The following is a 23,723-nucleotide window of genomic DNA, read 5'->3' on the forward strand; positions in this document are numbered from 1 at the left end:
CGCGTCACCAGCTCGTCGAGAATGCTCAGAACCTGGCGCCGGATCGTGACGTCGAGCGCCGAAGTCGGCTCGTCCGCGATGATCAGGTCGGGCTCCGGGATCAGCATCATCGCGATCATGATGCGCTGGCCCATGCCGCCCGAGACCTCGTGCGGGAAGAGCCTGAAAACGCGGGCGGGATCGCGGATCTTTACGGCCTCCAGCATGGCGAGCGCCCGGGCTTCGGCCTCCTTGCCGCCGACCTTGTGGTGCAGCCGGTAGGCCTCTGTGATCTGCTCGCCGACCCGCATCAGAGGATTGAGCGAGAATTTCGGGTCCTGCAGGATCATCGAGATGCGGTTACCGCGGATCGTCCGCATCTGCCGTTCACCGGCGGCGAGCAGGTCGATCCCGTCGAAGGACAGCTTCTTGGCGGAGATCGTCGCCGCCTTCGGCGTCAGCTTCAGGATCGTGCGTCCGGTCAGCGACTTGCCGGAGCCGGATTCGCCGACGATGCCGACCTTCTCGCGGCCGACGCTGAACGAGATGCCGCGCACCGCCTGCACCGTGCGATGCGCGCTCTTGAAGGTGACGGAGAGGTCCTCGACCTCGAGCAGCGGCTTATCCATGGCGCGGATCCAGGATGTCGCGCAGGCCGTCGCCGAAAAGGTTGAAGGCCAGGCTGGTGACGAGGATGGCGAGGCCGGGAATCCCGGCGATCCAGCCATTGGTCAGGATGAACTCGCGACCTGAGGCCAGCATCGCCCCCCATTCCGGGCTCGGCGGTTGCGCGCCAAGGCCCAGGAAGCCAAGCCCCGCCGCGGTCAGGATGATCGACGCCATGCTGAGGGTAATGCGCACAACGACGGAGGGGATGCACATCGGCACGACATGGCCGAGGATGATCCGGAGCGGCGATGCGCCCTGCAGGCGCACCGCTGCAATGTAGTCGGACTTGCGGATCGACAGCGTCTCGGCCCGCGCCAGCCGCGCGATCGGCGGCCAGGCGGCGAGCGCGATCGCGATGATCGCATGGTCGATGCTGGGGCCCAGGGCCGCGACGAAGGCGAGCGCCAGCACCAGGCTCGGGAAGGCCAGGAAGATGTCGACGATGCGCATCAGCACGGTATCGACCCAGCCGCCGAGATAGCCGGAGGTGGTGCCGACGATCAGCCCGAGCGGCGCCGCGATCACTGCCGTCAGCATGGCTATGTAGAGCGTGATCCGCGCGCCGAAGACCAGCCGGCTGAAAATGTCGCGGCCGAGCTCGTCGGTGCCGAACCAATGCGCGGCCGAAGGCCGCTGCAACCGCTGCGTCAGGTCCTGCGCGTAGATGTCGTGGGTCGCGACCAGCGGCGCGAACAGCGCCGTCAGCGCGATCACCACGATGATGGCGAGGCCGAACATGGCGGCGGGATTGGCTCGCAGCCGCCACCATTTCAGCGACAACTGCTGCATCCGTGCCTGGAAGGGCGAGGATGGGACGGGTGCTGCGAGCCAGGCCTTGAGGCCCTGCCCGCCGGCCTGGTCGATGGGTTGTGGTGCCATGGCCATGCCTCAGCGGGTCCGCGGGTCGAAGACCCGGTAGAGCAGGTCGCACAACAGGTTGAGCGTGACGAAGATGACGCCGACCAGAAGCGTGCAGCCGACGACAGCATTCATGTCGCCTGCGAGCAGCGCATTGGTCAGGTAGCGGCCGAAGCCCGGCCAGGCGAAGACGGTCTCGGTCAGCACAGCGCCTTCGAGCAGAAAGGCATAGGACAGCGCCACCACCGTCAGCACCTGCACGGCGATGTTGCGGAAGGCATGGCCCCATACAGTGCGCGCCCACGACAGGCCCTTCACCCGCGCCGTCACCACATATTCCTGCCCGAGCTGCTCCATCATGAAGCTGCGGGTCATCCGGCTGATATAGGCAAGCGAGCTGAAGGCCAGGATCGAGGCCGGCAGAATGATATGTGACACCGCATTGCCGAACATCTCCCAGTTGCCGGCGAGCAGGCTGTCGATCAGCAGGAAGCCGGTGACGGGCTCGAGGTCGAACTCATAGGTGAAGTCGATGCGGCCCGGGCCGCCGACCCAGCCCAGCGTCGCGTAGAACAGCACGAGCCCCATCAGGCCGAGCCAGAAATTCGGCGCGGAATAGCCGATCAGCCCGATGACCCGGACGATCTGGTCGAGCCAGGAGCCGCGATACATCGCCGAGAGCACGCCGAGCGGAATACCGAGGCTGGTACCGATCACGATCGCCACGCTGGCGAGTTCGATCGTCGCCGGAAAGACGCGGGCGATATCCGCCATCACCGGCTTGCCGGTGGTCAGCGCCATCCCGAAATCGAGATGCAGCACGCCCCAGATATAGCGGCCGAACTGGACGTAGAGCGGCTGGTCGAGACCGAGCTGCTTGTACATCGCCTGATAGGCTTCCTGGGTCACGTTGTCGCCGAGCACGGCGACGACGGGATCGAGCGGCAGCAGGCGGCCGATGAAGAAGGTCAACGCCGCCAGCCCGAGCAGGGTGACGGCGAAGGAGGCTAGCGTTCGACCGGAGGCCTTGATCCAGGACGGAAGGATGGTCCGCCCTGGATCGGAGCTCTGGCCGGGTGCCGCGGTGGCGGTCCGGGACATTCAGATGACCTTACTTGGCGGTGCGCTCGTAATAGGTCCGGAAGCCGTTCCAGGTCCACGACTTCAAGTCCTTACGCACGCCGGCGACGCTGTTCATCTGGAACATGAAGGCCATCGGCCCCTTGGCCATCACTTCCTTCTGGATCGTGGCGTAGAGCGCGTCGCGCTTGGCCGCATCGGGCTCGAGCAGGGCTGCGTCGATCTGCTTGTTCAGCTCGAGGTCCTGATAGGCCGAGCGCCAGCTCGGATACTGGGTCTGCTTGGCTTCCAGCCGGTTGTCCGGGTTGAAGACGAGGCGCGAGGCATTGCCGTGAGCATCCGGCACGCCGGTCTGCCAAGCCAGCATCGCCGACTGATACTCACGCCCGCGTACCTTGCTGAAGAGCTGAGCATTGGCCATCCGCTCGAGCGAGAGCTTGACGCCGACCTTGGCCGCATTCTGCTGGACGCTTTGGGCGATCGGGTTCGCATGCGGCAGCGTTCCGAACAGCACGCTCGCCTCGAAGCCGTTGGGATAGCCGGCCTCCGTCAGAAGCTGCTTGGCCTTGTCGAGATCGAGCTTGAAAGGCTGCCCCTCCTTCTCGTCCAAGGCACCGACCGCGCCGAGCTGGGCGAAGCTGGCCCGCGGCACGCCAAGATGGGTCATCACCGTCTTGCCGAGGCCGTCATAGTCGATGAGGTAGCGCATCGCGAGGCGCACCTTCTCCTTGGAGAACGGACCGTCCGCGACGTTGAAGCCCCAGTAGAACAATTGCGGGCGCAGGACCTTCTCGATCGCGATGTCCTTCGAGCCTTCGAGGTCCCGCAGGTCCTCGGGGGTCAGGTCGCGCGCCACGTCGACATCGCCCTGGCTGAGCAGCAGGCGCTGGGTACCGGGCTCGGCGACATGGCGGATCAGCACGCGCTTCAGCGCCGGCGCCTTGCCCCAGTAGTTGTCGTTAGCTTCCAGCACGATCGACTCGCCGGCGTTCCAGCGCGTCAGCTTGTAGGGGCCGACGCAGGCCGTGCGGGTCGCGAGATACTTGTTGCCGAGATCGCTGCCCTGCTCGTTCGCCATCAAGGTCTTCTTGTCCATGACCATGGAGACCCGGTTGGCGGCGATCGCTTGCAGGACCAGCGTCGTCGGATAGGTCTTGTCGAGCTTGAGGGTGAGCGTGTCGCCGCTGCCGGCGACGATGGTCTGCTCGACATTGTCCTTGGTGAAGCCGTACTCGGTCAGCGTCGCGGCATTACCGAAGTTCAGCTTGACCACGCGGTGCAGCGACCAGGCGACGTCTTCCGCCGTGACAGGATTGCCGGACGGGAACTTCGCGCCCTTCTGCAGGTGGAAGGTGATCTCCTTGCGGTCCGGCGAGACCTCCCAGCGCGCGGCGAGGCTCGGCACGACCTTGCGCTCGTCGGCCGGATCGAAATCGACCAGCGTGTCGCAGGTATTCTGCAGGATTTCGTTGGTGACGACCTCGCCGACCTGGGCGGGATCGAAGGTGCTGATCGCGTCGATGTTCCAGGCCATCACCAGCGCGTTCTTCGGCGTGGCCGCGACGGCAGCTCCCGCCCCCGCGCAAAGGGCTGCAGCCGCAACCGCCGAAAGGAGCTTGCCACCGGCGAGGCGTCGCTTGGTTCCGGTCTCGTGGTTCTGGTTGGCCATGATCTCTGTCCCGCTCTCTGGTTTGTTGTTTGATTGAAAACGCGTCGGCCGCCGGGAGCAACCGCTAATGCTGCTCCTGGCGGAGATGTTCAGGCGGCCTGGGGCCGCGGCTTGATCGGCGGCTTCACATCGGCCGGGATCGGGCAGACATACGGCGTCTGCGTCACCCGCTCCTGATGGTCCTTCTTCGCGCGCGCCAGCAGCGTCTCGTCGCTGATCACGTCGACCGCCGTCGCAGCCATGATCTTGGCGGCATGGACCATGCCCTTGTGGGCGGCGGGAGCCTTGCCCTGCGCCGTGATCTGCCAGGAATGGCCGGGCGTGCCGATCGCATGGGTCGCGACCCTGGCCTGGATGGTCGGCACCTTCCAGCTCACGTCGGCGACATCCGTCGAGCCGATCATCGGCACGCCGCGTGTGCCCTGCGGCACGACGAAGTCGCAAAGCGGCGTATTCTCCCGCGGGGCGATGCCGGTCTTGCGATAGTCGTTGAGGATGTCGGCCGGACCGAGCGTCGCCTGGATCTTGGCCGCATAAGCCTTGTCGGCCGCATCGAAGGGCACGGGACCGAGCCGCTCGATGTTCCTGAACATCGCGTCTTCCAGCGGTGTGTTGCCGAGCATGTTGGAGACTGCACTCATGATCGAGATCGAGACCGTGGTCTCGGTCATCAACGCGGCGCCCTCGGCGATCTTCTTCACGCGCTCGTTGAGTTCCAGCATTCCGGCGAGGTCGCGCGCCCGGATGGCATAGCGCACCTTGGCGGAGGCCTGAACGACGTTCGGCGCGATGCCGCCGGCGTCGAGATAGGCATAATGGATGCGCGCGTCGGATGGCGCATGCTCGCGCATGTAGTTCACGCCGACATTCATCAGTTCGACCGCATCGAGCGCCGAGCGGCCGAGATGCGGGGCCGCCGCCGCATGCGAGGCGCGGCCGGTGAACTGGAAATCCATCCGGGTATTGGCCAGCGACATGGCGTCGTCGACCTTGGTCATCGAGGCCGGATGCCAGGATATCGCGACATCGACATCGTCGAAGGCGCCGGCCCGCACCATGAAGGCCTTGGCGGCGCCGCCCTCTTCCGCCGGACAGCCGAAATAGCGCACACGCCCCGGGCGGCCGGTCTTCGCGAGCCAATCCTTCACCGCAGTCGCCGCCAGCAGCGCGGCCGAGCCCAGCATGTTGTGGCCGCAGCCATGACCGTGGCCGCCGGCCTCGACCGGCTTCGGCTCGGCGATATTGGCCTCCTGGCTTAGGCCGGGCAGTGCGTCATATTCACCGAGGATGGCGATGACCGGACCGCCTTCGCCCGCCTCGCCCATCACCGCGGTCGGGATGCCCGCGACGTTCTCGGTGATGCGGAAGCCCTGCTCCTTGAGCATCGCGATATGCTCGCCGACCGAGCGATACTCGGTATAGGCGATCTCGGGCATGCCCCAGACGCGGTCGCTCAGCGCTTCGAAAGGCTGCCGCTTGGCATCGACCAGCTCCCAGACGATATCGGAATTCTGCATGGCTGGTTATCCCTTCCAGAGCACTTTCAAGCGAAGTGAGTACCGTTTCGCGTGAAGAAAATGCGATAAAACAAAGATCTACAGATGCTCGCGCAGGAAACGGGCCACGCCGCCGAAGACGGTGCGCCGGTTCTCGATGCGGGCGAAGCCATGGCCCTCATGCGGGATGCGCACATACTCGACCGGGCGGCCGAGTCCGCGCAACACCGAATAGACCATCTCGCTCTCGCCCGGCGGCACGCGGGGATCGTCGAAACCCTGCGCGACGAACAGCGGCACGCGGATCTGGTCGAGCTTGTGGATCGGCGAGAAGCGGATCAGGTTTTCGCGGTCCGCGACCGGATCGCCATATTCGACCGCGCGCAGATAACGCCGCCACGGCCCGGTCGTCTCCAGCAGCGTCAGGAAATTGGCAATGCCGTAGAACTCGATCCCGACCTTCCACAGCTCCGGCTGCTCGGTGAGCGCCGCCAGCACCATGAAGCCGCCATAGGAGCGCCCATAGACCGCGACGCGGTCGTCATTCACGTCGGATTGCTCGCGCAGCCAGAGCCTGACCGCCTTGAGATCGGCGACGCTGTCCATGCGCAGATGCTTGTCGTCGAGATGGTGGTAGCTGCGGCCATAGCCGGTCGAGCCGCGGACATTCGGCGCGATCACCATGATGCCCTGACTCAGGAAGAACTGCAGGTCGGCCCGGAAGATCGGGGTCCATTGCGCCTCCGGCCCGCCATGCACCACGACCACGGCCGGATAGCCGCCCTCAGGCGCCTTGCCGCGCGGACGATAGACGAAGAACGGCACCTCGAGCCCGTCGAAGCTTTTGGTGCTCGCGACCGTCGGCTCGACGAAGGTGGCCTGATCGAGCCCGGCTTTCGAGGCGTCGGTCAGGCGCTTCACCTGCTTCGAGGCGATGTCGAAGCGCCAGATATCCGGCGACGATGTCGAGCCGTCGACGGGGAAGACCAGGCCCGAACCATCCGGCAGCCAGGCGACGGAGCCGACCGAGCCGGCCGGAAAGCCTTGGACCTCGAATTCCGCTCCGTCAGCGATCTCGCGCACGAAGATGCGGTTCCAGCCGCGATCATTCGCGACATAGGCCAGGCGTTTCTGGTCCGGCGCCAGAGCTACCGCCTCGATATCCTGCCCCTCGCGCTCGACGATCCAGCTCAGCGCACCGTCCGCGGCTGAACGAAAGGCGACGCTGAGAAACTCCCGGCCCTGATCGGTGATGGTGAAGAAGCCGCTGCCGTCCTTCTTCATCCGGTTCGCGGCATAGCGGGCACGGCCCTCGTGCGGCAGCAGGGCCTCGCGCGCCCCGCTTTCGAGATCGAGCCGGAACAGGTCCTGGTCGTTCATCGCATGCGTGGCGTCGGCAACCAGCAACGAACGCCCGTCGGGGAAGAAGGCCACCGCCTCGCGATAGCCGTTGCCCTCGAAAACGCGCCGCGCCGCCCGCGTCGCCATGTCCATCACATAGATGTCCATATGCTCGCGGTCGCGCGCGTTCGAAGCGAAGGCGATGCGCTGTCCGTCCGGCGCCCAGCAGCCCCAGACATGCACGACGGTCGGATCGTCCGTCAGCGGCTGCGGCACGCCGGAGGCACCCGGCACGAGCCAGAGCTGGTGGCGTTCGTCGCCGCCGCAATCCATCGTGAACAGCAGGTCGCGGCTCTTCGGGTTGAAGGCGATCGCGCCGACAGGCTCCGGCATGTCGGTCAGGCGCCAGGGCGCCCCGCCGGCGAGCGGCCGGAGCCAGATCTGGTGCGTGCCGCTCTCGTCGCTGAGATAGGCGAGAAGTTCGCCATCCGGCGCCACCGCCGGGCTCTTGGCGCTGCGGATTTCGAGATAGGGCTCGATACCCAGACGGATCTGACTGGCGGCTTCGTACATGGTCATTCCTTCAGGCCGCGAGGGCCGGCATCGAGTCGCGCAGGCGGTCGGTAGCATCGCGCAGTGCCAGCGACAGGGCCGGCGCATTCGGCGTCGCCGCGTGATTGGCCTCGGTCACGATGGTGAAGCGCGCCTCGGGCCAGGCGGTCTTCAGGCGCCAGGCGGTGCACATCGGGGTCACGATATCGTAGCGCCCCTGCACGATCTCGGCCGGCAGGTGGCGGATACGCGAGACGTCGCGCACCAACTGGCCCGGCTGGAGGAAGGCGCCGTTGACGCAGTAATGCGTGAAGATGCGAGCCAGCGCGAGCGCGGCCTCAGGTTCGGTCAAGGCCGCGACATGCTCGGCATCGGGCAGGAAGGTCTGGGTTTTCCCCGAGAAGCTGCGCAGGGCGACAGCAGCCGCGATCTGCTGCTCGCGATCGGGCCCGGTGAGGCGACGGTAGTAAGCGCCGAGCAGGTCGCCGCGTTCCGCCTCCGGCACGAAATTGGCGAAGGTCTCCCAATGGTCCGGGAAGATCGTGCGCGAGCCGTGGAACCACCAGTCGATCTCGGCACTTTCGGCCATGAAGATGCCGTGCAGGCGGAAGCCGAGGCAGCGCTCGGGGTGGGCCTGTCCATAGGCCAGACCGAGGCAACTCCCCCAGGAGCCGCCTGTGACGAGCCAACGCTCGATGCCGAGATGCTCTCTGATGCGTTCGAGATCGGCGATCAGCGCCTGCGTGGTGTTGCCGGTGAGTTCCGCCGAGGGGGTGGAGCGCCCCGCACCGCGCTGGTCGAAAGTCACGATCCGGAAGGCGGACGGGTCGAAAGTCTTGCGCTGGGCCGGCTTGGTGCCGCCGCCGGGACCGCCATGCAGAAAGACGACGGGAATGCCGTTCGGGTTACCGCTGAGCTCGACATGGAGTTCATGGCCGTCGCCGACCGGCAGGCGCAGGGACTGATAGGGCTCAACCGCCTCGTAAAGGGCGCTGTAGTCGTCTGGCACGCCGGGCTCCGTCGAACCGGAGCGTCGTGACGCTCCCTTGATGCGGGCAGGATGGCACGCCCGAAGCACTGCTGGCCAATGCATTTGGAGCGCATTGTTATGATGATACGGAATAGATTAGTTTCCGCCGGCCTGCAGACCCTGGGCGCGACCTGAGAAGAACAGATCGGACGCCGACAGGCTTCGAATTGTCCCCGCGACCAGCAGCGCACGCATCGCCATAGACTCCTGCTTGCAACGGCAGAAGAAATCGACCTCCCTTCCGGCAGCCGCCCTGTCGGCCGCGACGTTCGGTGCGCCGGGCAGGCCGATCCCGAAGAGCACCAGACTCACAACCCGGCAGCCCGGGGCCTCCTTGCAGATGCACGCTGCGGCGACGCCCCCGGCGGCTCGAACGCGCCTGCGGCAAAGGTCTCGTCGTCCGGCGCGGAGCCGGCAGGGTCGCGTGTGGATCACATGACGGTATGGCTGTACACAGCCATACCGTCATGTCCATTGGCCGGCACCGAAGCATGGTCGAGCAACGCGGACGCTATAGCGCGCGAAGACGACGCGACAGGTGGAATACTCCACCATTCCGCCCGCTGGAGGATTGTTTGCACAAACCCGCCCCTTCCGTTTCCCGCCTCGTGCTGCCCGGCTTCGCCGGGGCACTCCTGCTCGGGCCTTGTCCCGGCCGGCGCCAGGATGCGCTCGATGAAGCTGCATCGCAGACGGCCCTGACGGAAGACCTGTCACGGCTTGCGGATATGGATGCCACCGGCCTGCTGAGTCTCGTGGAAACGAAGGAACTCCCGGGCGGTTTCGCCATGGCCGTCGACGCAGCCGGGCTGGAATGGGTCCATCTCCCGATTCCCGATTACGGCGTGCCCGATGCCGACTTCATGGCCGGCTGGCGCAAGCTCGATCTGGCGCGCCGGCTCCGCGAGGGCGAGAGCTGGGCGATCCATTGCCGCGCTGGCCTCGGCCGCACCGGAACGGTCGCCGCGTTGCTGCTGGTCGAGAACGGAGCAAAGGCAGCCGAGGCCATCGCACAGATCCGTGGCGGGCATGATGCTGCCGCTGTCGAGACCGAGGCCCAGGCCGCCTTCCTGGCCGCGCAGGAACAGAGTGCGCTTCGGCCTGCGTTCGCCCGAGGCACACCCTGAACCAGCATGGCCGTCACGGGGCAGAGACCGTGATGCGCCCCTTCATGTTCGGGTGGAAGCGACAGTAATAGTCGATCGCCTCCGCTTTCTGGAGCATCAGCCGGGCCGTCTTCTTGGCGGGAATCATCACCTCCGGACCACTCTTCACTGTGGCGGTATGGGCGAGGATGTCACGGTTGACCCATTCGATGGTGTCGCCGACCTTCGCGTTGACCTCCGCCGGCACGAAGACCAGCTTATCGACCATCACCTGAATGGTTTCCGCCCGGGCGGGAACGGCGGCCGTGGCCAACATCACGACCATGACAGCCGACAGAGCGCATGTCGCGTCCATCGTCCCGCCCTCAGTGCATCTCGGCAGCGACATGCACCGCATGCTGCTCATGCCCCTGGAAGATCTTGAGCCCGGTCTCCAGCAGCCCCTTGAGCTCGGGATTGCTGGCGGAGGGGATCAGCACGGACTGCAGTGCCCCGTTCACCTGCTGGTGGAAGGCGACCTCGTTGGCGACATAGGCCTTGTCGAAGGCCTTGCCGCGCAGCTTGGCGAGTGACGCCCTGGTCTTGCCGGCGGCATCGGTCAGGGCCCGGCTCGTCGCGTTGTCCTCCGGCTTGACCTTCAGCTTGGCGACGAGGTCGAGCGCCTGCTTGTTGACGGCCTGATGGTCGCGCAGCATGTCCTTGGCGAAGGACACGACCACCTTGTTCCGTGATTTCGCGATGGCCTGCTTCGCCGCCGCGACGTCGATCGCCCCGGCCGTATAGGCAATATGGGCGATCTGCGGGTCGGTCGGTTTGTCGGCGGCCTGCGCAACGGCCGCTGACCCCAGGAATGCCAGGACAAGCGCGAAGCTATACTTGCGAACGGACATGACGCCTCCTTGTTCCGGCCGCGGCAGCGGATCGGAACGCTTTGTTTCATCGACGCTTATTGGATGTCGGCGTGGCCGAAACGTTCCCGCAATTTCAGCCGGAAAACCCAAGTCTCTGCATCACGGCAGCGGTCAGGCGTTCGCAGCGCCGCCCCGCGAAGGGGAAAGCGTCGAGCAGCACCGGGCCGATCTGCTGCTCCAGTTCCTTGCGGATGAGGAGTCGCCCCCGATGCAGCCGGGTCTTGACCGTCTCCGGCCGGATGCCGAGGAGCTCCGCAGTTTCCTCGACGCTGCGCCCCTCGATCACCCGCGCCATGAACACACCCCGATAGACATCGGGGAGGTTGTCCGTCGCGCGCTCGACCAGTTGCAGGATCTGCCGCTGCGCCATCATTCGCTCCGGATCGTCGCCGCTGGTGCTGCCGGGAAAGGGGATGATCTGCGCGGGAACGCCCGGGTCCTCGGCGCGCAATGCCTTGTCCGCCCGCTTCTTGCGGCGCAGGCGGCCCAGCGCCTCGTTGAGGGTGATGCGCGACAGCCAGGTCGCAAGCGTCGCCTCGCCGCGAAAGCTGTCGAGATGGCTGAAGGCCCTGACATAGGCCTCCTGCACCACGTCCTCGGCCTCGCTGTCGTTGCGGATCACGGCCCGTGCGATGCGGTAGAGCGCCTGGTTATGCGTCGTCATGATCGTGCGGAAAGCCTGCGGGTCGCCTGCACTCGCACGGCGGGCGAGATCGAGATCGCCTGCCGAGGCGGAACCTGCATCGCGCACGACGGTCGGAATGGGTGGCATGATCTGTCCTCCTGCCCGCATCGGATGGCGCAGACCGTCAAAGGTTCCCGAGGATTGGCGACAGGACAAGCTATGGCAGGCTGGCGATTGCGGCGCCGGCGAACCTGCTGAAGCCGCTTCTGTCCTATCGCATTTTCTTCACGCGAACCGGTGCCCATTTCGCTCGAAAATGCTGCGGATCGCCGGCCGATCGACAGGCCGAACGCCGCCATGCCAGCATCATCTCCATCGCACGGACTATGGAGGCCGCATCATGACCGACTTGACCCCCAACATTCCGGAAGTCGTGGCCGAGATCGGCGCCCTGTTCGAGCGTTACGAGCAAGCCCTGATCGACAAGGATGTCGATGTCCTCGACGCCTCGTTCTGGAACAGCCCGCACACGATCCGCTACGCCCTGCACGAGAACGGCTACGGCTTCCACGAAATCCACGCACACCGCGTCGCGCGCCCGCCGGGCCCCGGGATCAAGGAGAAGCGGCTTCGGCTGGAGATCCTGACGCTGGGACGCGACATCGCCACCGTGAATCTCGAGTTCAAGGTACGCGGGCGCGATGTGGTCGGCCGGCAGAGCCAGAACTGGGTCCGCTTTCCCGGCCTGGGTTGGAAGGTGATCTCCGCCCATGTCTCGACGATGGAGGGGCCGCGTCTCTGGTAGGCGCGGCGCGGATCTCAGCGCTTGCGGACGAACTCCGTCCGCAGCACGAGCCCCCTGATCGTCTCGTGGCGGCAGTCGATCTCCTCGACATTCTCGGTCAGGCGGATCGAGCGGATGACGGTACCCTGCTTCAGGGTCTGGTTGGCGCCCTTCACCTTGAGGTCCTTGACCAGCACGACAGAATCGCCGTCGGCGAGCACGTTTCCGGCGGCGTCGCGCACCATCGGCACGGCGGCGGCCGCAGCCTGCTTCACTTCCGAGGCCGGGCGCCATTCCCCGGTGGCCTCGTCATAGATGTAATCGTCGTCGGACATGTCTTTCCCGTCTTGCGGCCGGGCGCTCGCCATCGGCCCGATCCGGCGGGGTTACACGATGCCCGGCAATTTCGCCAAATCGGTCGCTACACCGTACCCAACGGCCGTTCGGCCATTTCGATTGCGATGCCAGCGTCGATCGGCGTCTCGTAGGTCATCAGCATATAGCCGAGCACCGAGTAGAACCCGACCGTCGCCATCAGGTCGAACACCGCCTCGCGCCCGATCGCAGCAGCGAGCTCGGCCTCCTGCGCGGGCGACAGGCGCTTGTCGTCGAAGAGCGCATCGACGGCCCGCACGATCAGGCCGTCCTCGCCCTCCGGATCACCGCGCAGTGCGGCGATGCGGGCATCGCTCATGCCGAGCCCCCGCGCCCGGCTGACATGATGCTCCCATTCATAGGGCGAGCCCATGCGATGCGCGGCGCGCAGGATCACCACTTCCGAACGCACCGGCCCGAGCGCGCTGTCCTTGACAACATGCTGTCGCAAAGGCGCCCATGCCTTCAGCAACGCCGGGTGGTGCGCCATCGTCCGGTAGACATTGAGCGCACCGGCAAAGCCGGCCCTCATCTCGGCGATGGCCTCGGGCCAGTCGGCATCGCTGATCGGCGGGCAGGGAGAGGTCGTCATCTGGTGTCTCATGATGGTCGAAGGGGTCGATATCTGGCGCGGAGAACCATGCCGGAATGTCGGATCTTGCCAAGGCCGGCTGCAATCATGCGGTGGTTTCGAAGATGCGGATCGACATCCCTGCCGTCAGCCCCGGACCGCCGCGTCGATCGCGCCGCCGATCCGCTCCACGATCAGGTCGATCTCCTCCGGCGTGACGATATAGGGTGGCGCCAGCAGCACATGGTCGCCATGACGTCCGTCGATGGTGCCGCCCATCGGGTAGCTCAGAAGGCCCCGCGCCATCGCTTCCTTCTTGATCCGGGCATGGATCTTCAATGCGGGATCGAAGGGCGTCTTGCTCTCCTTGTCGGCCACGATCTCGATGCCGCGGAACAGGCCACGCCCACGGATATCGCCGACATGGGGGTGCTGCCCGAGCCCCGCGTCGAGCCCTGCCTGAAGGCGCTCGCCCATCGATCGCACATTCGCCAACATCTCCGGACGCGAGATCAGTTCGACGACCTTGTTCGCCGCCGCAGCAGCCACCGGATGGCAGATATAGGTATGACCATGCTGGAACAGGCCGGAGCCTTCCGCGAAGGAGCGATAGATCCTGTCGGAGAGCAGCACGGCGCCAATCGGCTGGTAGCCGCCGCCGAGCCCCTTGGCGATGGTGAGAAGATCGGGCGCAATTCCCTCCTGCTCGCAGGCGAACAGGGTGCCGGTACGACCCATGCCGCACATTACCTCGTCGAGGATCAGCAGCACGCCGTACGTGTCGCAGACACGCCGGATGCGGGCGAAATAGTCCGCGACCGGGCCGGCGGCGCCGAGCGTCGCGCCAACCACTGGCTCGGCGATGAAGGCGATGACCTCGTCCCCGCCGAGCTCCAATATCTTGGCCTCGAGCTCATCGGCGAGCCGGGCGGCATAGGCCTCAGGAGCTTCGCCGTCCGTCCGGTCGCGATAGGCGTAACAGGGCGAGACATGGTGGGTCTCGGGCAGGATCGGCTGGAACTGCGCCCGCCGCCAGGCATTCCCGCCGGCGGCCAGTGCCCCCAGCGTATTGCCGTGATAGCTCTGCCGGCGCGCGATGAAATGGCGGCGTTGCGGCTGGCCGATCTCGACGAAATATTGCCGCGCCATCTTCATGGCTGCCTCGACGGCCTCGGAACCGCCGGAGACGAGATAGACGTAGTCGAGCCCCTCCGGGGCAAGACCGACCAGCCGCTCGGCCAGTTCCTCGGCGACATCGGTGGTGAAGAAGGAGGTGTGGGCGTAGGCGATGCGGTCCATCTGCGCGCGCATCGCGGCCATCACCTCCGGGTGCCCATGACCGAGGCAGGAGACGGCGGCGCCGCCCGAACCGTCGATATAGCTGCGCCCGTCCGCATCGGTGATATAGACGCCCTGCCCTGCGACGGCTTGTGGCAAGCGGCCGCCGATCGAGCGATGGAGAATTCTGGTCATCTCGGCTTCCCGGATTGGCGCAGGCAGGCTGTCACGGCGGCCAGCCCCATCACCCGCTTCGCCGGGAACATGCCCGCCTCGACGGTCCGGGCGGCACGGTAGGCGACGAACCGATCAGGACACAAGCGACAGCGCCCTCGGCACCGCAACGGCCTGCGTCCCCGCCTCGAAGCGCTCACCCGAACATGACGGCCCTCCATCCTCGCCAGGACGGAGGGACTGCGCGCGAAACGCTCAGGCCACGCGCTTCAGCGCACCGCGCAGCGTCTCGACCATCTCGCCGATCTGGTCCTCCTCAACGATAAGCGGCGGCGACAGCGCGATGATGTCGCCGGTCACGCGGATCAGCAGCCCCTTCTCGAAGCAGTCGACGAAGACCTCATAGGCGCGGGCGCCAACCGCACCGTCGCGCGAGGCGAGCTCGATGCCGGCGACGAGGCCGAGATTGCGAATGTCGACGACATGCGGGGCATCGCGCAGCGAATGCATCGCGTTCTCCCAGGCCTGCGCCAGCGTCGCCGCCCGCGTCAGCAGCCCCTCGGACGCATAGATGTCGAGCGTGGCGAGGCCCGCCGCGCAGGCGACCGGATGGCCGGAATAGGTATAGCCGTGGAAGAGCTCGATCATGCCCTCCGGCCCGTGCATCAGACCGTCATGCACCTTGCGGCTGGCGAAGACCGCGCCCATCGGCACCGCGCCGTTGGTCAGGCCCTTGGCGGTGGTCATCAGGTCCGGCATCACCCCGAAATAATCGGCGGCGAAAGGCGTGCCGAGACGGCCGAACCCGGTGATGACCTCGTCGAAGATCAGCAGGATGCCGTGCTTCGTCGCGATCTCGCGCAGGCGCTGCAGATAGCCCTTCGGCGGCAGCAGCACGCCGGTGGAGCCGGCCATCGGTTCGACGATGACGGCCGCGATCGTCTCCGCGCCATGCAAAGCAACCAGCCGCTCGAGATCGTCGGCAAGCTCGGCGCCATGCTCGGGCAGGCCGCGGGTGAAGGCGTTGCGGGCGGGATCATGCGTGTGGCGCAGATGGTCGGCGCCCGGCAGCTGCGGGAAGACGCGGCGGTTATTGACGAGGCCACCGACCGAGATGCCGCCGAAGCCGACGCCGTGATAGCCGCGCTCGCGCCCGATCAGGCGGGTCCGCGTGCCCTGGCCGATGGCGCGCTGATAGGCGACCGCGATCTTGAGCGCGGTGTCGACCGATTCCGAACCCGAGCCGGTGAAGAACACGCGGTCGAGCTTATGCGCGCCCTCGCCCGGCGCGATGGCGGCGAGCCGCTCGGCGAAATCGAACACGATGGGGTGGCCCATCTGGAAGGCCGGCGCGAAATCGAGCTCGGCGATCTGGTGCGAGACGGCCTCGCTGATCTGCCGGCGGCCATGGCCGGCATTGCAGCACCACAGACCCGCCGTGCCGTCCATGACCTTCCGGCCATCCTCGGTGGCGTAGTGCATGCCGCTGGCGCTGGCGAGCAGGCGCGGCGCCTGCTTGAACTGCCGGTTCGCGGTGAACGGCATCCAGAAGGCATCGAGCGAACGGGCGTTCTGCAGCGTGGACGGCTTGGTGTTGACGGTCATGACGGCCTCCCTTTGTGGCCCGTCAGTGCTCATGTTTTCGTCATCGCAACAAGTCTGTTTCAAGGTAAACCTAATTCCTTGAAAAACTTGAACCGATCTGAATATCGTTGAGGATCGAGAACAGCAGGAACAGGCCCGCGATGAATATCGATGTTGGAGCCCGGCTCAGATATGTCCGGATGCAGCGCGGCCTGTCGCAGCGCGCGCTCGCCAAACAGGCCGGCGTGACCAATTCCTCGATCTCGTTGATCGAGGCGAATGAGGTGAACCCCTCGGTCGGCGTGCTCAAGCGCATCCTCGACGGCCTTCCGATCAGCCTCTCGGAATTCTTCGCCTTCGAGCCGGAGAAGCCGCGGCAGGTGTTCTATCAGGCCGAGGAACTGGTCGAGATCGGCAAGGGCGGCATCTCCTTCCGCCAGGTCGGCGAGAACCTGTTCGGCCGGGCACTCCAGATCATCAAGGAACGCTACGAGCCCGGCGCTGATACCGGCCGCGTGATGCTGACCCATGAGGGCGAGGAAGGCGGCGTCGTCATCAGCGGCCGCATGGAGCTCACCGTCGGGGAGGAGCGCCGCATCCTCGGCCCCGGCGACGCCTATTATTTCGAGAGCAACCGTCCACACCGTTTCCGCTGCGTCGGCCCGGTTCCCTGCGAGATGGTCAGCGCCTGCACGCCGCCGACATTCTAGCTTTTGACGCAGGCCAGCCACTGGGCTGGCTGGGAGCACGCCAAGGCCGAACATCGTTCAGTTTCTGCATAATGATGATCCGAGGATTTTACGGGCCAAGCCGCCCGGACGTCGGGAAGCCGGCATGTGCCGGTCTGGAAGAAGGAGATGCCTCATGTCCGATACCCTCTTGATCCGGAACGTCCGCCCGGCCGGCGGCACAGCGACAGACGTGCTGGTGCGTGACGGGCGCATCGCGGCAATCGGTCCCGGCGCCGCCGGGGCCGGAGCCGAAGTCACCTTCGATGCCGGTGGCCGATTATTGATCCCCGGTCTCGTCGAGGCCCACACCCATCTCGACAAAAGCTTCTGGGGCATGGGCTGGCAGCGCCATACTGCCGGCCCCACCCTGATCGACAAGATCGAGACCGAGCGTCGCAACCGCCGCGAGCTCGGCATCGATGCTGACCGCCAGTCGGGCCGGCTGGTCGCCCAGATGGTCAGGATGGGCACCACCCATATCCGCAGCCATGTCGATGTCGACACCGAAACCGGGCTTGCCGGCATCGAGGGCGTCATGGCCATGCGCGAGCGCCTCAAGAACGTGATCGACGTCGAGATCGTCGCCTTCGCGCAATCCGGGCTGCTGATCCGGCCGGGCACGCTCGACCTGGTCGACCGGGCGATGGCGATGGGCGCGGAGGTCGTCGGCGGCCTCGATCCCTGTGCGGTCGACCGCGACCCGAAGGGCCATCTCGATGCGATCTTCGGCCTTGCCCAGAAATACGGCCGCCCGCTCGACATCCACCTGCACGAGCGCGGCGAGATGGGCGCCTTCTCGATGGAGCTGACCCTGGAGCGCGTGCGCGCGCTCGGGATGCAGGGCAAGGTCGCGATCAGCCACGCCTTCTGTCTGGGGATGCCCGATGTCGACCATGCCCGCCGCCTCATCGATGAGTTGGCGGCGGAGCGCATTGCGCTGGTCACCACTGCGCCCGCCGCCTCGCCGGCCCCGTCGGTCACGGCCTGCCTCAAGGCGGGCGTCGTCATCGCCGGCGGCTCGGATGGCGTGCGCGACAGCTGGAACCCCTATGGCATGGGCGACATGCTGGAGCGGGCGACTCTCGTCGGCCTGCGTAATAATTTCCGTCGCGACGAAGAGATGGAGCTGGCGCTCGACGTCTGCACCTATCAGGGCGCCAAGGTGATGGGCATAGCGGATTATGGCCTCGATATCGGTTGCACGGCCGATCTCGTGATCCTGCCTGGCGAAACCCTGTGCGAGGCCATCGTCGAACGTCCGGGCGACCGCACGGTCGTCAAGCGCGGCAAGATCGTTGCCCGCCACGGCGAACTTGCCCAGCCGATCGCCTGACGAAGCCATCCGCATCACGAGCAGCGGCTCGAGATATAAAGTCTCGCGCCGCCGTTTTCGCGCGGTTCCTATGAATTGATGAGTTCGGCTTCCGCCTCGCGGCCGAGCAGTCTGAGCGACTGCGCCTTGTGCTGGCGGTAGAGCGGGTTTCCGGGATCGGATGCGATCGCGACCTCGATCGCCGCAATCGCCTCCTCATGCCGGCCGAGCGAACGCAGACTGTTGCCCTTGTGGAAGGCGAAGTCGTAGCGGCCGGGATCACGCGCTAGCAATTCATCCATCACCGCGACGGCGGCCTCATGGCGGCCGAGTTCGCGCAGATAGTTTGACTTGTGATAGCGCAGGAACTGTGCCGCCGGCTGCTTTGCGACGCCCGCATCGAAAGCCGCCAGTGCGGCTTCCGGCTGCCTCATCGCCCGATAGGCGTAGGCGACGTAGAAATGGAACTCGATGGCGTCAGGGCTCGCGGCCAGCATCGCCTCGAAAGCGTCGATCGCCCCTTCGTGGCGCCCGAGTTCGTGGAGATAATAGCCCTTGTAATAGCTGAGGTCGGCATCGCCGGGGTATCGCGCCAGCGCGGTTTCGACAGTGGCCAGCGCCTCCTCGTAGCGCTCTGCCTTCTCGGCCTGCTTCGCCTGCCGGATCACGGCTGCGCCCGGGCCGCCCGCGGCCCCCTCGCCGCGGAAGATCGCCAGCACGCGGTGCTGGCCACGCGCCTGTGCATGCTCCAGCGCGGACCTGCCATCGTGATCCCTGAGATGCTGATCGGCGCCCGCTTCGACAAGCGCCTCGACGACATCGCCATAGAGCCTTCCGCCGTCGCCCAGGATGACGGCTTCGAGCAGCGCCGACCAGCCGAGATCATTGGTGCGGTCCACCGGAATGCCTGCCGCCAGGCAGACCCGAACGGTACGCAGAAAACCCTTCTCGCTCGATGGCAGAAGCGGCGTACCGCCGAAGCGGTTGACACTGTTCGGATCGGCGCCCGAGGCGAGAGCCAGCTTCAGGATTTCGTTGAAGCCGTTCGCCCCGGCACAGAGATAGGGCGAGAGCATGGTGATGTCGCGGGCGTTGACGTCACCGCCTGCCGCGATCAGGCGCTGCACCACAGGCAGGTTGTTCTTCTGGGTCGCCACCAATAGCGCCGTCCGGCCGGCTGCGTCCTTGGCATCGACCTTGGCGCCCTCGGCGAGGAGGCGCCCGACGGCAACCATGTCCCCGTTTTCGGCGGCAGCAATCAGGGGCGGGCGGGCGAGCGGGGCGTTCATCGGGGCTTCCTGTCGACTGGCGGTGCAACGCCCGGTCCGGCGCTGCGGAGTGCTCGGGCGGCGGTCTTTACTGTACTGGCACGGCCGATCCCCCTCCGCATCACGCGGCCTTCCTCTCACGGGGCGAGGCGATGCTTGAACACCCCGGATCGTGCTCTCGCCAGATAGACAATCGATCCATCGCTCTTTCTCGAAGGCGCGCTCCGGTGGCAGGCCCCGGCATCCGAACGATCTTCTCTCGAGGGGCACCGAGCCGCCATTTTCATCGAATTCGGATAAAAGTGAACCTTCCTACCCGAATTCGCGAGCGAATTATCGCCTTTCACTCCTCCCGCGATGGCGCGCAGAAGCAGTCGGTCTTGAAGCAGGCCCGCCTGACCTAGGGGAAGGAAGACCTTGCCAATCTGTGTCGCCTGCAGCGGCGATACGCTGGAGATCTCGTGCCGCCTGGATGTCCACCGGAAGACGGTTCTCGACAGGCTCGGCGACATCCAGGCGGAAACCGGCATGGATTTCAGCGATGCAGAGCAGATGCTTTTGGTCCGGATCGGCCTCCGGATCCTGAAAATGGAGGAGGCAATCGACGCCGCCCAACGTTATTTCCCGTCACGCACGAAGGAGCCAGGACCGTAGCGCAAACATCGATTGACGCAGCGGCAGAACCCCGGAGATCATCGCACCCCGAACGCCACCAGCCCCGAAGGGAAACCGATGAGCCGCATTTCGGGATACCGTACGATCGCCCTTTCCGCCCTGGCCCTCGTCCTGAGCGGGTCTCTGGCGCTGCCTGCCGAGCCTGTCCGCCTGATCACGCCCGAGGAGGCGCGCCTGCCCTCCGTCGATCCGGGTGCGGCGCAGGAGCGCAACCTGACGCGCGGCCCCGGCATCGATGCGGTCGCGCCGCCCCCGATCGGGGTCAGCGGGACGTTCCGGCTGGCGGTGAGGTTCAAGCCGCGTAACAGTGTCGCGATCGATCCCGAGAGCGTGCGCGTCACCTATCGGCGTCAGCCCGAGATCGACCTGACCGCGCGCCTGAAGCCTTTCGTAACGGCAGGCGGCATCGAGGCGCCGGCCGTGATCGTGCCGCCCGGCAAGCATGTGATCGTCATCGAGGCGACCGACAAGGAAGGCCGGACCGGGCGTAGCCAGATGACGCTGACGGTCGCCGAAGCCAAATGAGCTAGCGAGCGGCCTTCTTCGGCAACAGCGCCACGGCCGGCGCCGCGCCGTAGGCTGCCGGCACCTGACGCCCCTCGGTCTTCTCGGAGACGAGGGCCGTTGTTTCCTGCACGACCGCATCCAGCGCCTTACCCGGCGACGAGAGCGTCTCCAGCAAGGCACGCACGAAGGGACTGTCGAGACCGTCGCCGTCGGAGGCAGTCTTGCCGGGCTGCGTCGAGTGCAAAACGACATTGTTGGGCGCGGGCTGCGGCACGGCCGCCAGCCCGCCATGGATGCGCTCCGGCAGCGCGGCGAGCGGCCGCCCGCCCGTCCCGCGCGACGCCGCCACGGCCTGCGCCTCTGCGAAGGGATCGTCCCGGCAGGCATCCACGATGACGAGCGCGCCGCGCCGGGCCCTGGCCGCAGCAGCCGTCAGATCGCGGAGCGCGAGCGCGTCGCTTTGCAGCGCCTTGTCGCTGTCGAGCGTCGCATCGGTGGGCACGAGATAGTTGACCCCGCCGGTCTCGACCCCGTGCCCGGCATAGAACACCAGCACGACATCGGCCTGCGCAGCCTGCTCGGCGACGACGGCAGGAATCCGGCGCAGATCGGCCTTCGCGACATTCTCCGCAATCTCGATCGCATCGAACCCCATATCGGCGAGCGCATTCGCCATGACGGCCGCATCGCGCCGTGCATTCGGCAGGCTCGACAACTCGGTATAGTCGCTGGAGCCGATTACGAAGGCGATGCGCTTCAGCCCGTCCGGTGAAGCCTTGGCCGGGGCGACGCCGGAATCGAAGCCGCTGCGGAACGGCCCCGTGCCGCGGAAGGCCGGCTGCGAGAGCTGCTTCAGCCGCCACGAAGCGAGGAGGCGCTCCAGCAGCTTCGGCGTGGACCGCGTTCCGGCCAGGATACGCTTGTAGATCGCCTCGGCCTTCGCCTTCTCGCCCTTGACCTCGGCGACCCGCGCCAGACCGAGCGCCACCGCCCAGTTCTTCGGCGCGAGCTTCTCCGCCTCGCGGTAGAGCTTGTCCGCCGTCTCGGGGTCCTTGAGCTTGTCGAGCGCGAGCGCGCCCGCCTGAACGAAGAGATCGGAGCTCGCCAGCGCGGCATCCGCCTTGGGCATGTCTCCGGTCTCGCGCGACGCCGCGATGAGATCGTCATAGGCGGCGCGCAAGTCGCCCGCGCGCAATTCGAGCTCCGACTTGCGCATCAGCGCCAGCCGCCGGAATGGCGGCCCCAATGCCGCCGCACCGTCCAGATCGGTCCGCGCTCGCCGCAGATAACCCAAACGTCGCAGCAGGTCGCCGCGTGCCGACAGGGCCGTTCCGGCTTTCGGATCGAGTTCGAGCGCCCGGTCGAGATCGATCATGGCGGCATTCACGTCGCCGTTGCGCTCATGTTCCAGCGCCCGCTGCACGAAAGGCGTTGCATCCTGCGGAGCGGCCTGCATCGCCTCCGCGACATCCGCCCGCGCTTCGGCGCTGCGTCCGATCGTCTGATTGATCGTAGCCCGCAGCGTCAACGCATCGCCCTTCATCGGCCCGTCCAGCCCGATCGCAGTCTCGACATCAACGAGCGCCGACCGGACCTGCGCCAGGGTAGGCGGCGCATAAGCCACCGAACCGTCCGCCTTCCCTGTCGACGCCATGCCCTTTTGCACGACTTGCAGGAAGCGCATCAGCCCACGGTAGAACGAAGCCTTCTGCTGCTCCACCGTCGGCGTACTGCCGGCGAGCACGCGGCTGCAGGCGGCCTCCGCCGCCGCCAGCTGAGCGGGCTGCAGCATCGCTGTCTTGACGCGATCGTCTGCGCAGGACGCCAGATCGGCAGGCGTCTGCGGCCACGCCGCGCAGGGCAGCGCCAGCGTCAACGCCAATGCGGCGGGCGCGAAACGAAGATGAGGCAAGGCGGATCTCCAGATTGACGCTCGGGAAGCATGCTACCGGGGAGCGTGAGCCCTGGATAGAATGCGCGTCTCATCCAACGGGAAATACCAGGATCTCCTTTCCCGGATCGGCCGGCCCGGGCCTCACGATCTCGAGCCATTGCCGCTCGTGGTCAGTTTCGACACGACGACGCCTTCCCGCTCATGCGCCGGCCGATCGGGCGGCTCTGGGGCTCCTCGCGGCAGCCTCGACCTCCACCGCCGTCGGCAGATCGGCGCCCCGGCGCGTCACCGTGATCGCCGCCGCCGCTGCGGCATAGGCGAGCAGATCGGCGAGAGCCTCGCGATCGAGCCCCGCGATCGCCTCCGGGCTGAGTCGACCGGTGAGGGCAAGCCGTGCGAGGAGCGCGGCGTGGAACGTATCACCGGCTCCGACCGTGTCCTTCACCTCGACCCTGTGGCCCGGCACGGAAACCTGGCCGGCCGCGGAAAAGCCGGTCGCACCCTGCTCGCCCAGCGTGACGACGACGAGACGGGCTCCCAGATCCAGCCAATGGAAAGCGGCTTCCGCAGGGGAGCGCCGCCCGTCCCAGGCGATCCGGATATCCTCTTCGCTGGCCTTGATGATGGTCGCGGCGCGATAGAAGCGTTCGGCCGCCCGATGCCAGACTGCCATGTCGCCGATCGCGGTCGGGCGCAGATTGGGATCGATGCTGATGACGCGCCGTCCTCGCTCCCGCTCGGCCAGCGCCGCGAAGGCCGAGCCGACCGGCTCCACCGCCATCGTATAGGAGCCAAAGGTCAGCGCCCGGATTGCGTCCGGCAGGACGGCCGGCAGATCGGCTGCGGTGAGCGAGCGATCAGCCGCACCCTCGCCGTGGAAAGCGTAACCGGGATGACCATCCCTGTCGGTCGTCACGACCGAGATCGTGCTGAGCCGCTCCGTCCGGACGAGATAGCGATCGTCCACGCCTTCGCGCGCCAGAAGTTCGGCGAGCAGGGTGCCGAAGCCGTCGCGCGAGATGCCGCCGAGGAAGGCCGACTCGATGCCGAGCCGCGCAAGGCCGATCGCAACATTGTAGGGCGAGCCGCCGGCCACGATCCGCGCGGGCATCTCTCCGCCTGTGCTGGTCTCGGCGAACAGATCGACCAACGCTTCGCCGCAGACCAGGATCATGATGACCGACCTTAGCTGTTCGCCCTCACGCGAGCATGTTTCGCGAGGCTATCGGACGAACGGGGCCGCTCCAACCCGAA

General features: G+C 66.5%; 23 protein-coding genes and 1 pseudogene. 6 read left to right on the forward strand and 18 right to left on the reverse strand.

The genetic code is table 11. The features are described 5' to 3' along the window. Nucleotides 1–71: 71 nt before the first annotated feature. The 8 genes and pseudogenes from J0I42_RS24090 to J0I42_RS05705 all read right to left on the reverse strand — a co-directional run. Nucleotides 72–530: pseudogene (locus J0I42_RS24090) on the reverse strand (ATP-binding cassette domain-containing protein); the annotation flags it as partial. 70 nt (nt 531–600) lie between these two features. Then, a complete protein-coding gene (locus tag J0I42_RS05675) occupies nt 601–1,527 on the reverse strand; it encodes an ABC transporter permease (RefSeq protein WP_291653636.1) in 927 nt (308 codons plus the stop codon). Nucleotides 1,528–1,536: 9 nt separating this feature from the next. Continuing rightward, the gene (locus J0I42_RS05680) at nt 1,537–2,607 is read right to left on the reverse strand and encodes an ABC transporter permease (protein ID WP_291653638.1); all 1,071 of its coding nucleotides are present in this window, start codon (nt 2,605–2,607) and stop codon (nt 1,537–1,539) included. A gap of 10 nt (nt 2,608–2,617) precedes the next feature. Continuing rightward, a complete protein-coding gene (locus J0I42_RS05685) occupies nt 2,618–4,255 on the reverse strand; it encodes an ABC transporter substrate-binding protein (protein ID WP_291653640.1) in 1,638 nt (545 codons plus the stop codon). Between the two features lie 89 nt (nt 4,256–4,344). After that, the gene (locus tag J0I42_RS05690; RefSeq protein ID WP_291653642.1) at nt 4,345–5,772 is read right to left on the reverse strand and encodes a M20 family metallopeptidase; all 1,428 of its coding nucleotides are present in this window, start codon (nt 5,770–5,772) and stop codon (nt 4,345–4,347) included. Nucleotides 5,773–5,850: 78 nt separating this feature from the next. Next, nucleotides 5,851–7,665, reverse strand: coding sequence for a S9 family peptidase (locus tag J0I42_RS05695; RefSeq protein ID WP_291653644.1), 1,815 nt, complete (start codon nt 7,663–7,665; stop codon nt 5,851–5,853). Nucleotides 7,666–7,675: 10 nt separating this feature from the next. Further along, on the reverse strand, nt 7,676–8,653 hold the full coding sequence (pip, locus tag J0I42_RS05700; RefSeq protein WP_291653645.1) for a prolyl aminopeptidase: 978 nt from the start codon (nt 8,651–8,653) through the stop codon (nt 7,676–7,678). Nucleotides 8,654–8,770: 117 nt separating this feature from the next. Then, nucleotides 8,771–8,986, reverse strand: a complete 216-nt coding sequence (locus tag J0I42_RS05705; RefSeq protein ID WP_291653647.1) for a hypothetical protein — start codon at nt 8,984–8,986, stop codon at nt 8,771–8,773. A gap of 263 nt (nt 8,987–9,249) precedes the next feature. Between J0I42_RS05705 and J0I42_RS05710 the strand changes: the two genes are divergently transcribed. Next, entirely contained in the window at nt 9,250–9,801 is a 552-nt protein-coding gene (locus J0I42_RS05710; protein WP_291653649.1) for a phosphatase domain-containing protein, read from the forward strand. Between the two features lie 13 nt (nt 9,802–9,814). On the opposite strand, the gene J0I42_RS05715 is transcribed toward J0I42_RS05710, so the two are convergent. The 3 genes from J0I42_RS05715 to J0I42_RS05725 form a co-directional block, all read right to left on the reverse strand. Continuing rightward, complete coding sequence (locus J0I42_RS05715; protein WP_291653651.1) at nt 9,815–10,135, reverse strand: cupredoxin domain-containing protein; 321 nt, start codon at nt 10,133–10,135, stop codon at nt 9,815–9,817. Nucleotides 10,136–10,145: 10 nt separating this feature from the next. Next, complete coding sequence (locus J0I42_RS05720; RefSeq protein WP_291653653.1) at nt 10,146–10,670, reverse strand: DUF4142 domain-containing protein; 525 nt, start codon at nt 10,668–10,670, stop codon at nt 10,146–10,148. A 94-nt stretch (nt 10,671–10,764) separates the two neighbouring features. After that, nucleotides 10,765–11,463: an RNA polymerase sigma factor gene (locus tag J0I42_RS05725; RefSeq protein WP_291653656.1), complete on the reverse strand. Its 699-nt coding sequence runs from the start codon at nt 11,461–11,463 to the stop codon at nt 10,765–10,767. Between the two features lie 253 nt (nt 11,464–11,716). On the opposite strand from J0I42_RS05725, the gene J0I42_RS05730 reads away from it, so the two are divergent. Then, complete coding sequence (locus J0I42_RS05730; RefSeq protein WP_291653658.1) at nt 11,717–12,121, forward strand: AtzH-like domain-containing protein; 405 nt, start codon at nt 11,717–11,719, stop codon at nt 12,119–12,121. 14 nt (nt 12,122–12,135) lie between these two features. Here J0I42_RS05730 and J0I42_RS05735 read toward each other — a convergent pair whose 3' ends face one another. The 4 genes from J0I42_RS05735 to aptA all read right to left on the reverse strand — a co-directional run bounded on the left by J0I42_RS05735 (nt 12,136) and on the right by aptA (nt 16,103). Beyond that, entirely contained in the window at nt 12,136–12,435 is a 300-nt protein-coding gene (locus J0I42_RS05735; RefSeq protein WP_291653659.1) for an alkylphosphonate utilization protein, read from the reverse strand. An 86-nt stretch (nt 12,436–12,521) separates the two neighbouring features. Beyond that, complete coding sequence (locus J0I42_RS05740) at nt 12,522–13,067, reverse strand: carboxymuconolactone decarboxylase family protein (RefSeq protein ID WP_291653661.1); 546 nt, start codon at nt 13,065–13,067, stop codon at nt 12,522–12,524. A gap of 126 nt (nt 13,068–13,193) precedes the next feature. Continuing rightward, nucleotides 13,194–14,519 (reverse strand): aspartate aminotransferase family protein, encoded by a 1,326-nt coding sequence (locus J0I42_RS05745; RefSeq protein ID WP_291653663.1) that lies wholly within the window; start codon nt 14,517–14,519, stop codon nt 13,194–13,196. Nucleotides 14,520–14,753: 234 nt separating this feature from the next. Beyond that, the gene (aptA, locus tag J0I42_RS05750; RefSeq protein WP_291653665.1) at nt 14,754–16,103 is read right to left on the reverse strand and encodes an omega-aminotransferase AptA; all 1,350 of its coding nucleotides are present in this window, start codon (nt 16,101–16,103) and stop codon (nt 14,754–14,756) included. Nucleotides 16,104–16,243: 140 nt separating this feature from the next. On the opposite strand from aptA, the gene J0I42_RS05755 reads away from it, so the two are divergent. Continuing rightward, nucleotides 16,244–16,792, forward strand: a complete 549-nt coding sequence (locus J0I42_RS05755; protein ID WP_265056348.1) for a cupin domain-containing protein — start codon at nt 16,244–16,246, stop codon at nt 16,790–16,792. Between the two features lie 154 nt (nt 16,793–16,946). Next, the gene (locus tag J0I42_RS05760) at nt 16,947–18,146 is read left to right on the forward strand and encodes an amidohydrolase family protein (protein ID WP_291653669.1); all 1,200 of its coding nucleotides are present in this window, start codon (nt 16,947–16,949) and stop codon (nt 18,144–18,146) included. A 68-nt stretch (nt 18,147–18,214) separates the two neighbouring features. On the opposite strand, the gene J0I42_RS05765 is transcribed toward J0I42_RS05760, so the two are convergent. Continuing rightward, complete coding sequence (locus J0I42_RS05765; protein ID WP_291653671.1) at nt 18,215–19,414, reverse strand: tetratricopeptide repeat protein; 1,200 nt, start codon at nt 19,412–19,414, stop codon at nt 18,215–18,217. A 396-nt stretch (nt 19,415–19,810) separates the two neighbouring features. Here J0I42_RS05765 and J0I42_RS05770 point away from each other — a divergent pair, with 396 nt between their 5' ends. After that, entirely contained in the window at nt 19,811–20,047 is a 237-nt protein-coding gene (locus J0I42_RS05770) for a helix-turn-helix domain-containing protein (RefSeq protein WP_291653673.1), read from the forward strand. A 78-nt stretch (nt 20,048–20,125) separates the two neighbouring features. Continuing rightward, a complete protein-coding gene (locus J0I42_RS05775; protein ID WP_291653675.1) occupies nt 20,126–20,593 on the forward strand; it encodes a hypothetical protein in 468 nt (155 codons plus the stop codon). A gap of 1 nt (nt 20,594) precedes the next feature. On the opposite strand, the gene J0I42_RS05780 is transcribed toward J0I42_RS05775, so the two are convergent. Both J0I42_RS05780 and J0I42_RS05785 read right to left on the reverse strand, forming a co-directional pair. Continuing rightward, nucleotides 20,595–22,487: a caspase family protein gene (locus J0I42_RS05780; RefSeq protein WP_291653677.1), complete on the reverse strand. Its 1,893-nt coding sequence runs from the start codon at nt 22,485–22,487 to the stop codon at nt 20,595–20,597. 181 nt (nt 22,488–22,668) lie between these two features. Further along, nucleotides 22,669–23,643, reverse strand: a complete 975-nt coding sequence (locus tag J0I42_RS05785) for a carbohydrate kinase family protein (protein ID WP_291653679.1) — start codon at nt 23,641–23,643, stop codon at nt 22,669–22,671. Between the last annotated feature and the right edge of the window lie 80 nt (nt 23,644–23,723).

The sequence above is a fragment of the Allobosea sp. genome, from assembly GCF_017308015.1.
Taxonomy (GTDB): domain Bacteria; phylum Pseudomonadota; class Alphaproteobacteria; order Rhizobiales; family Beijerinckiaceae; genus Allobosea.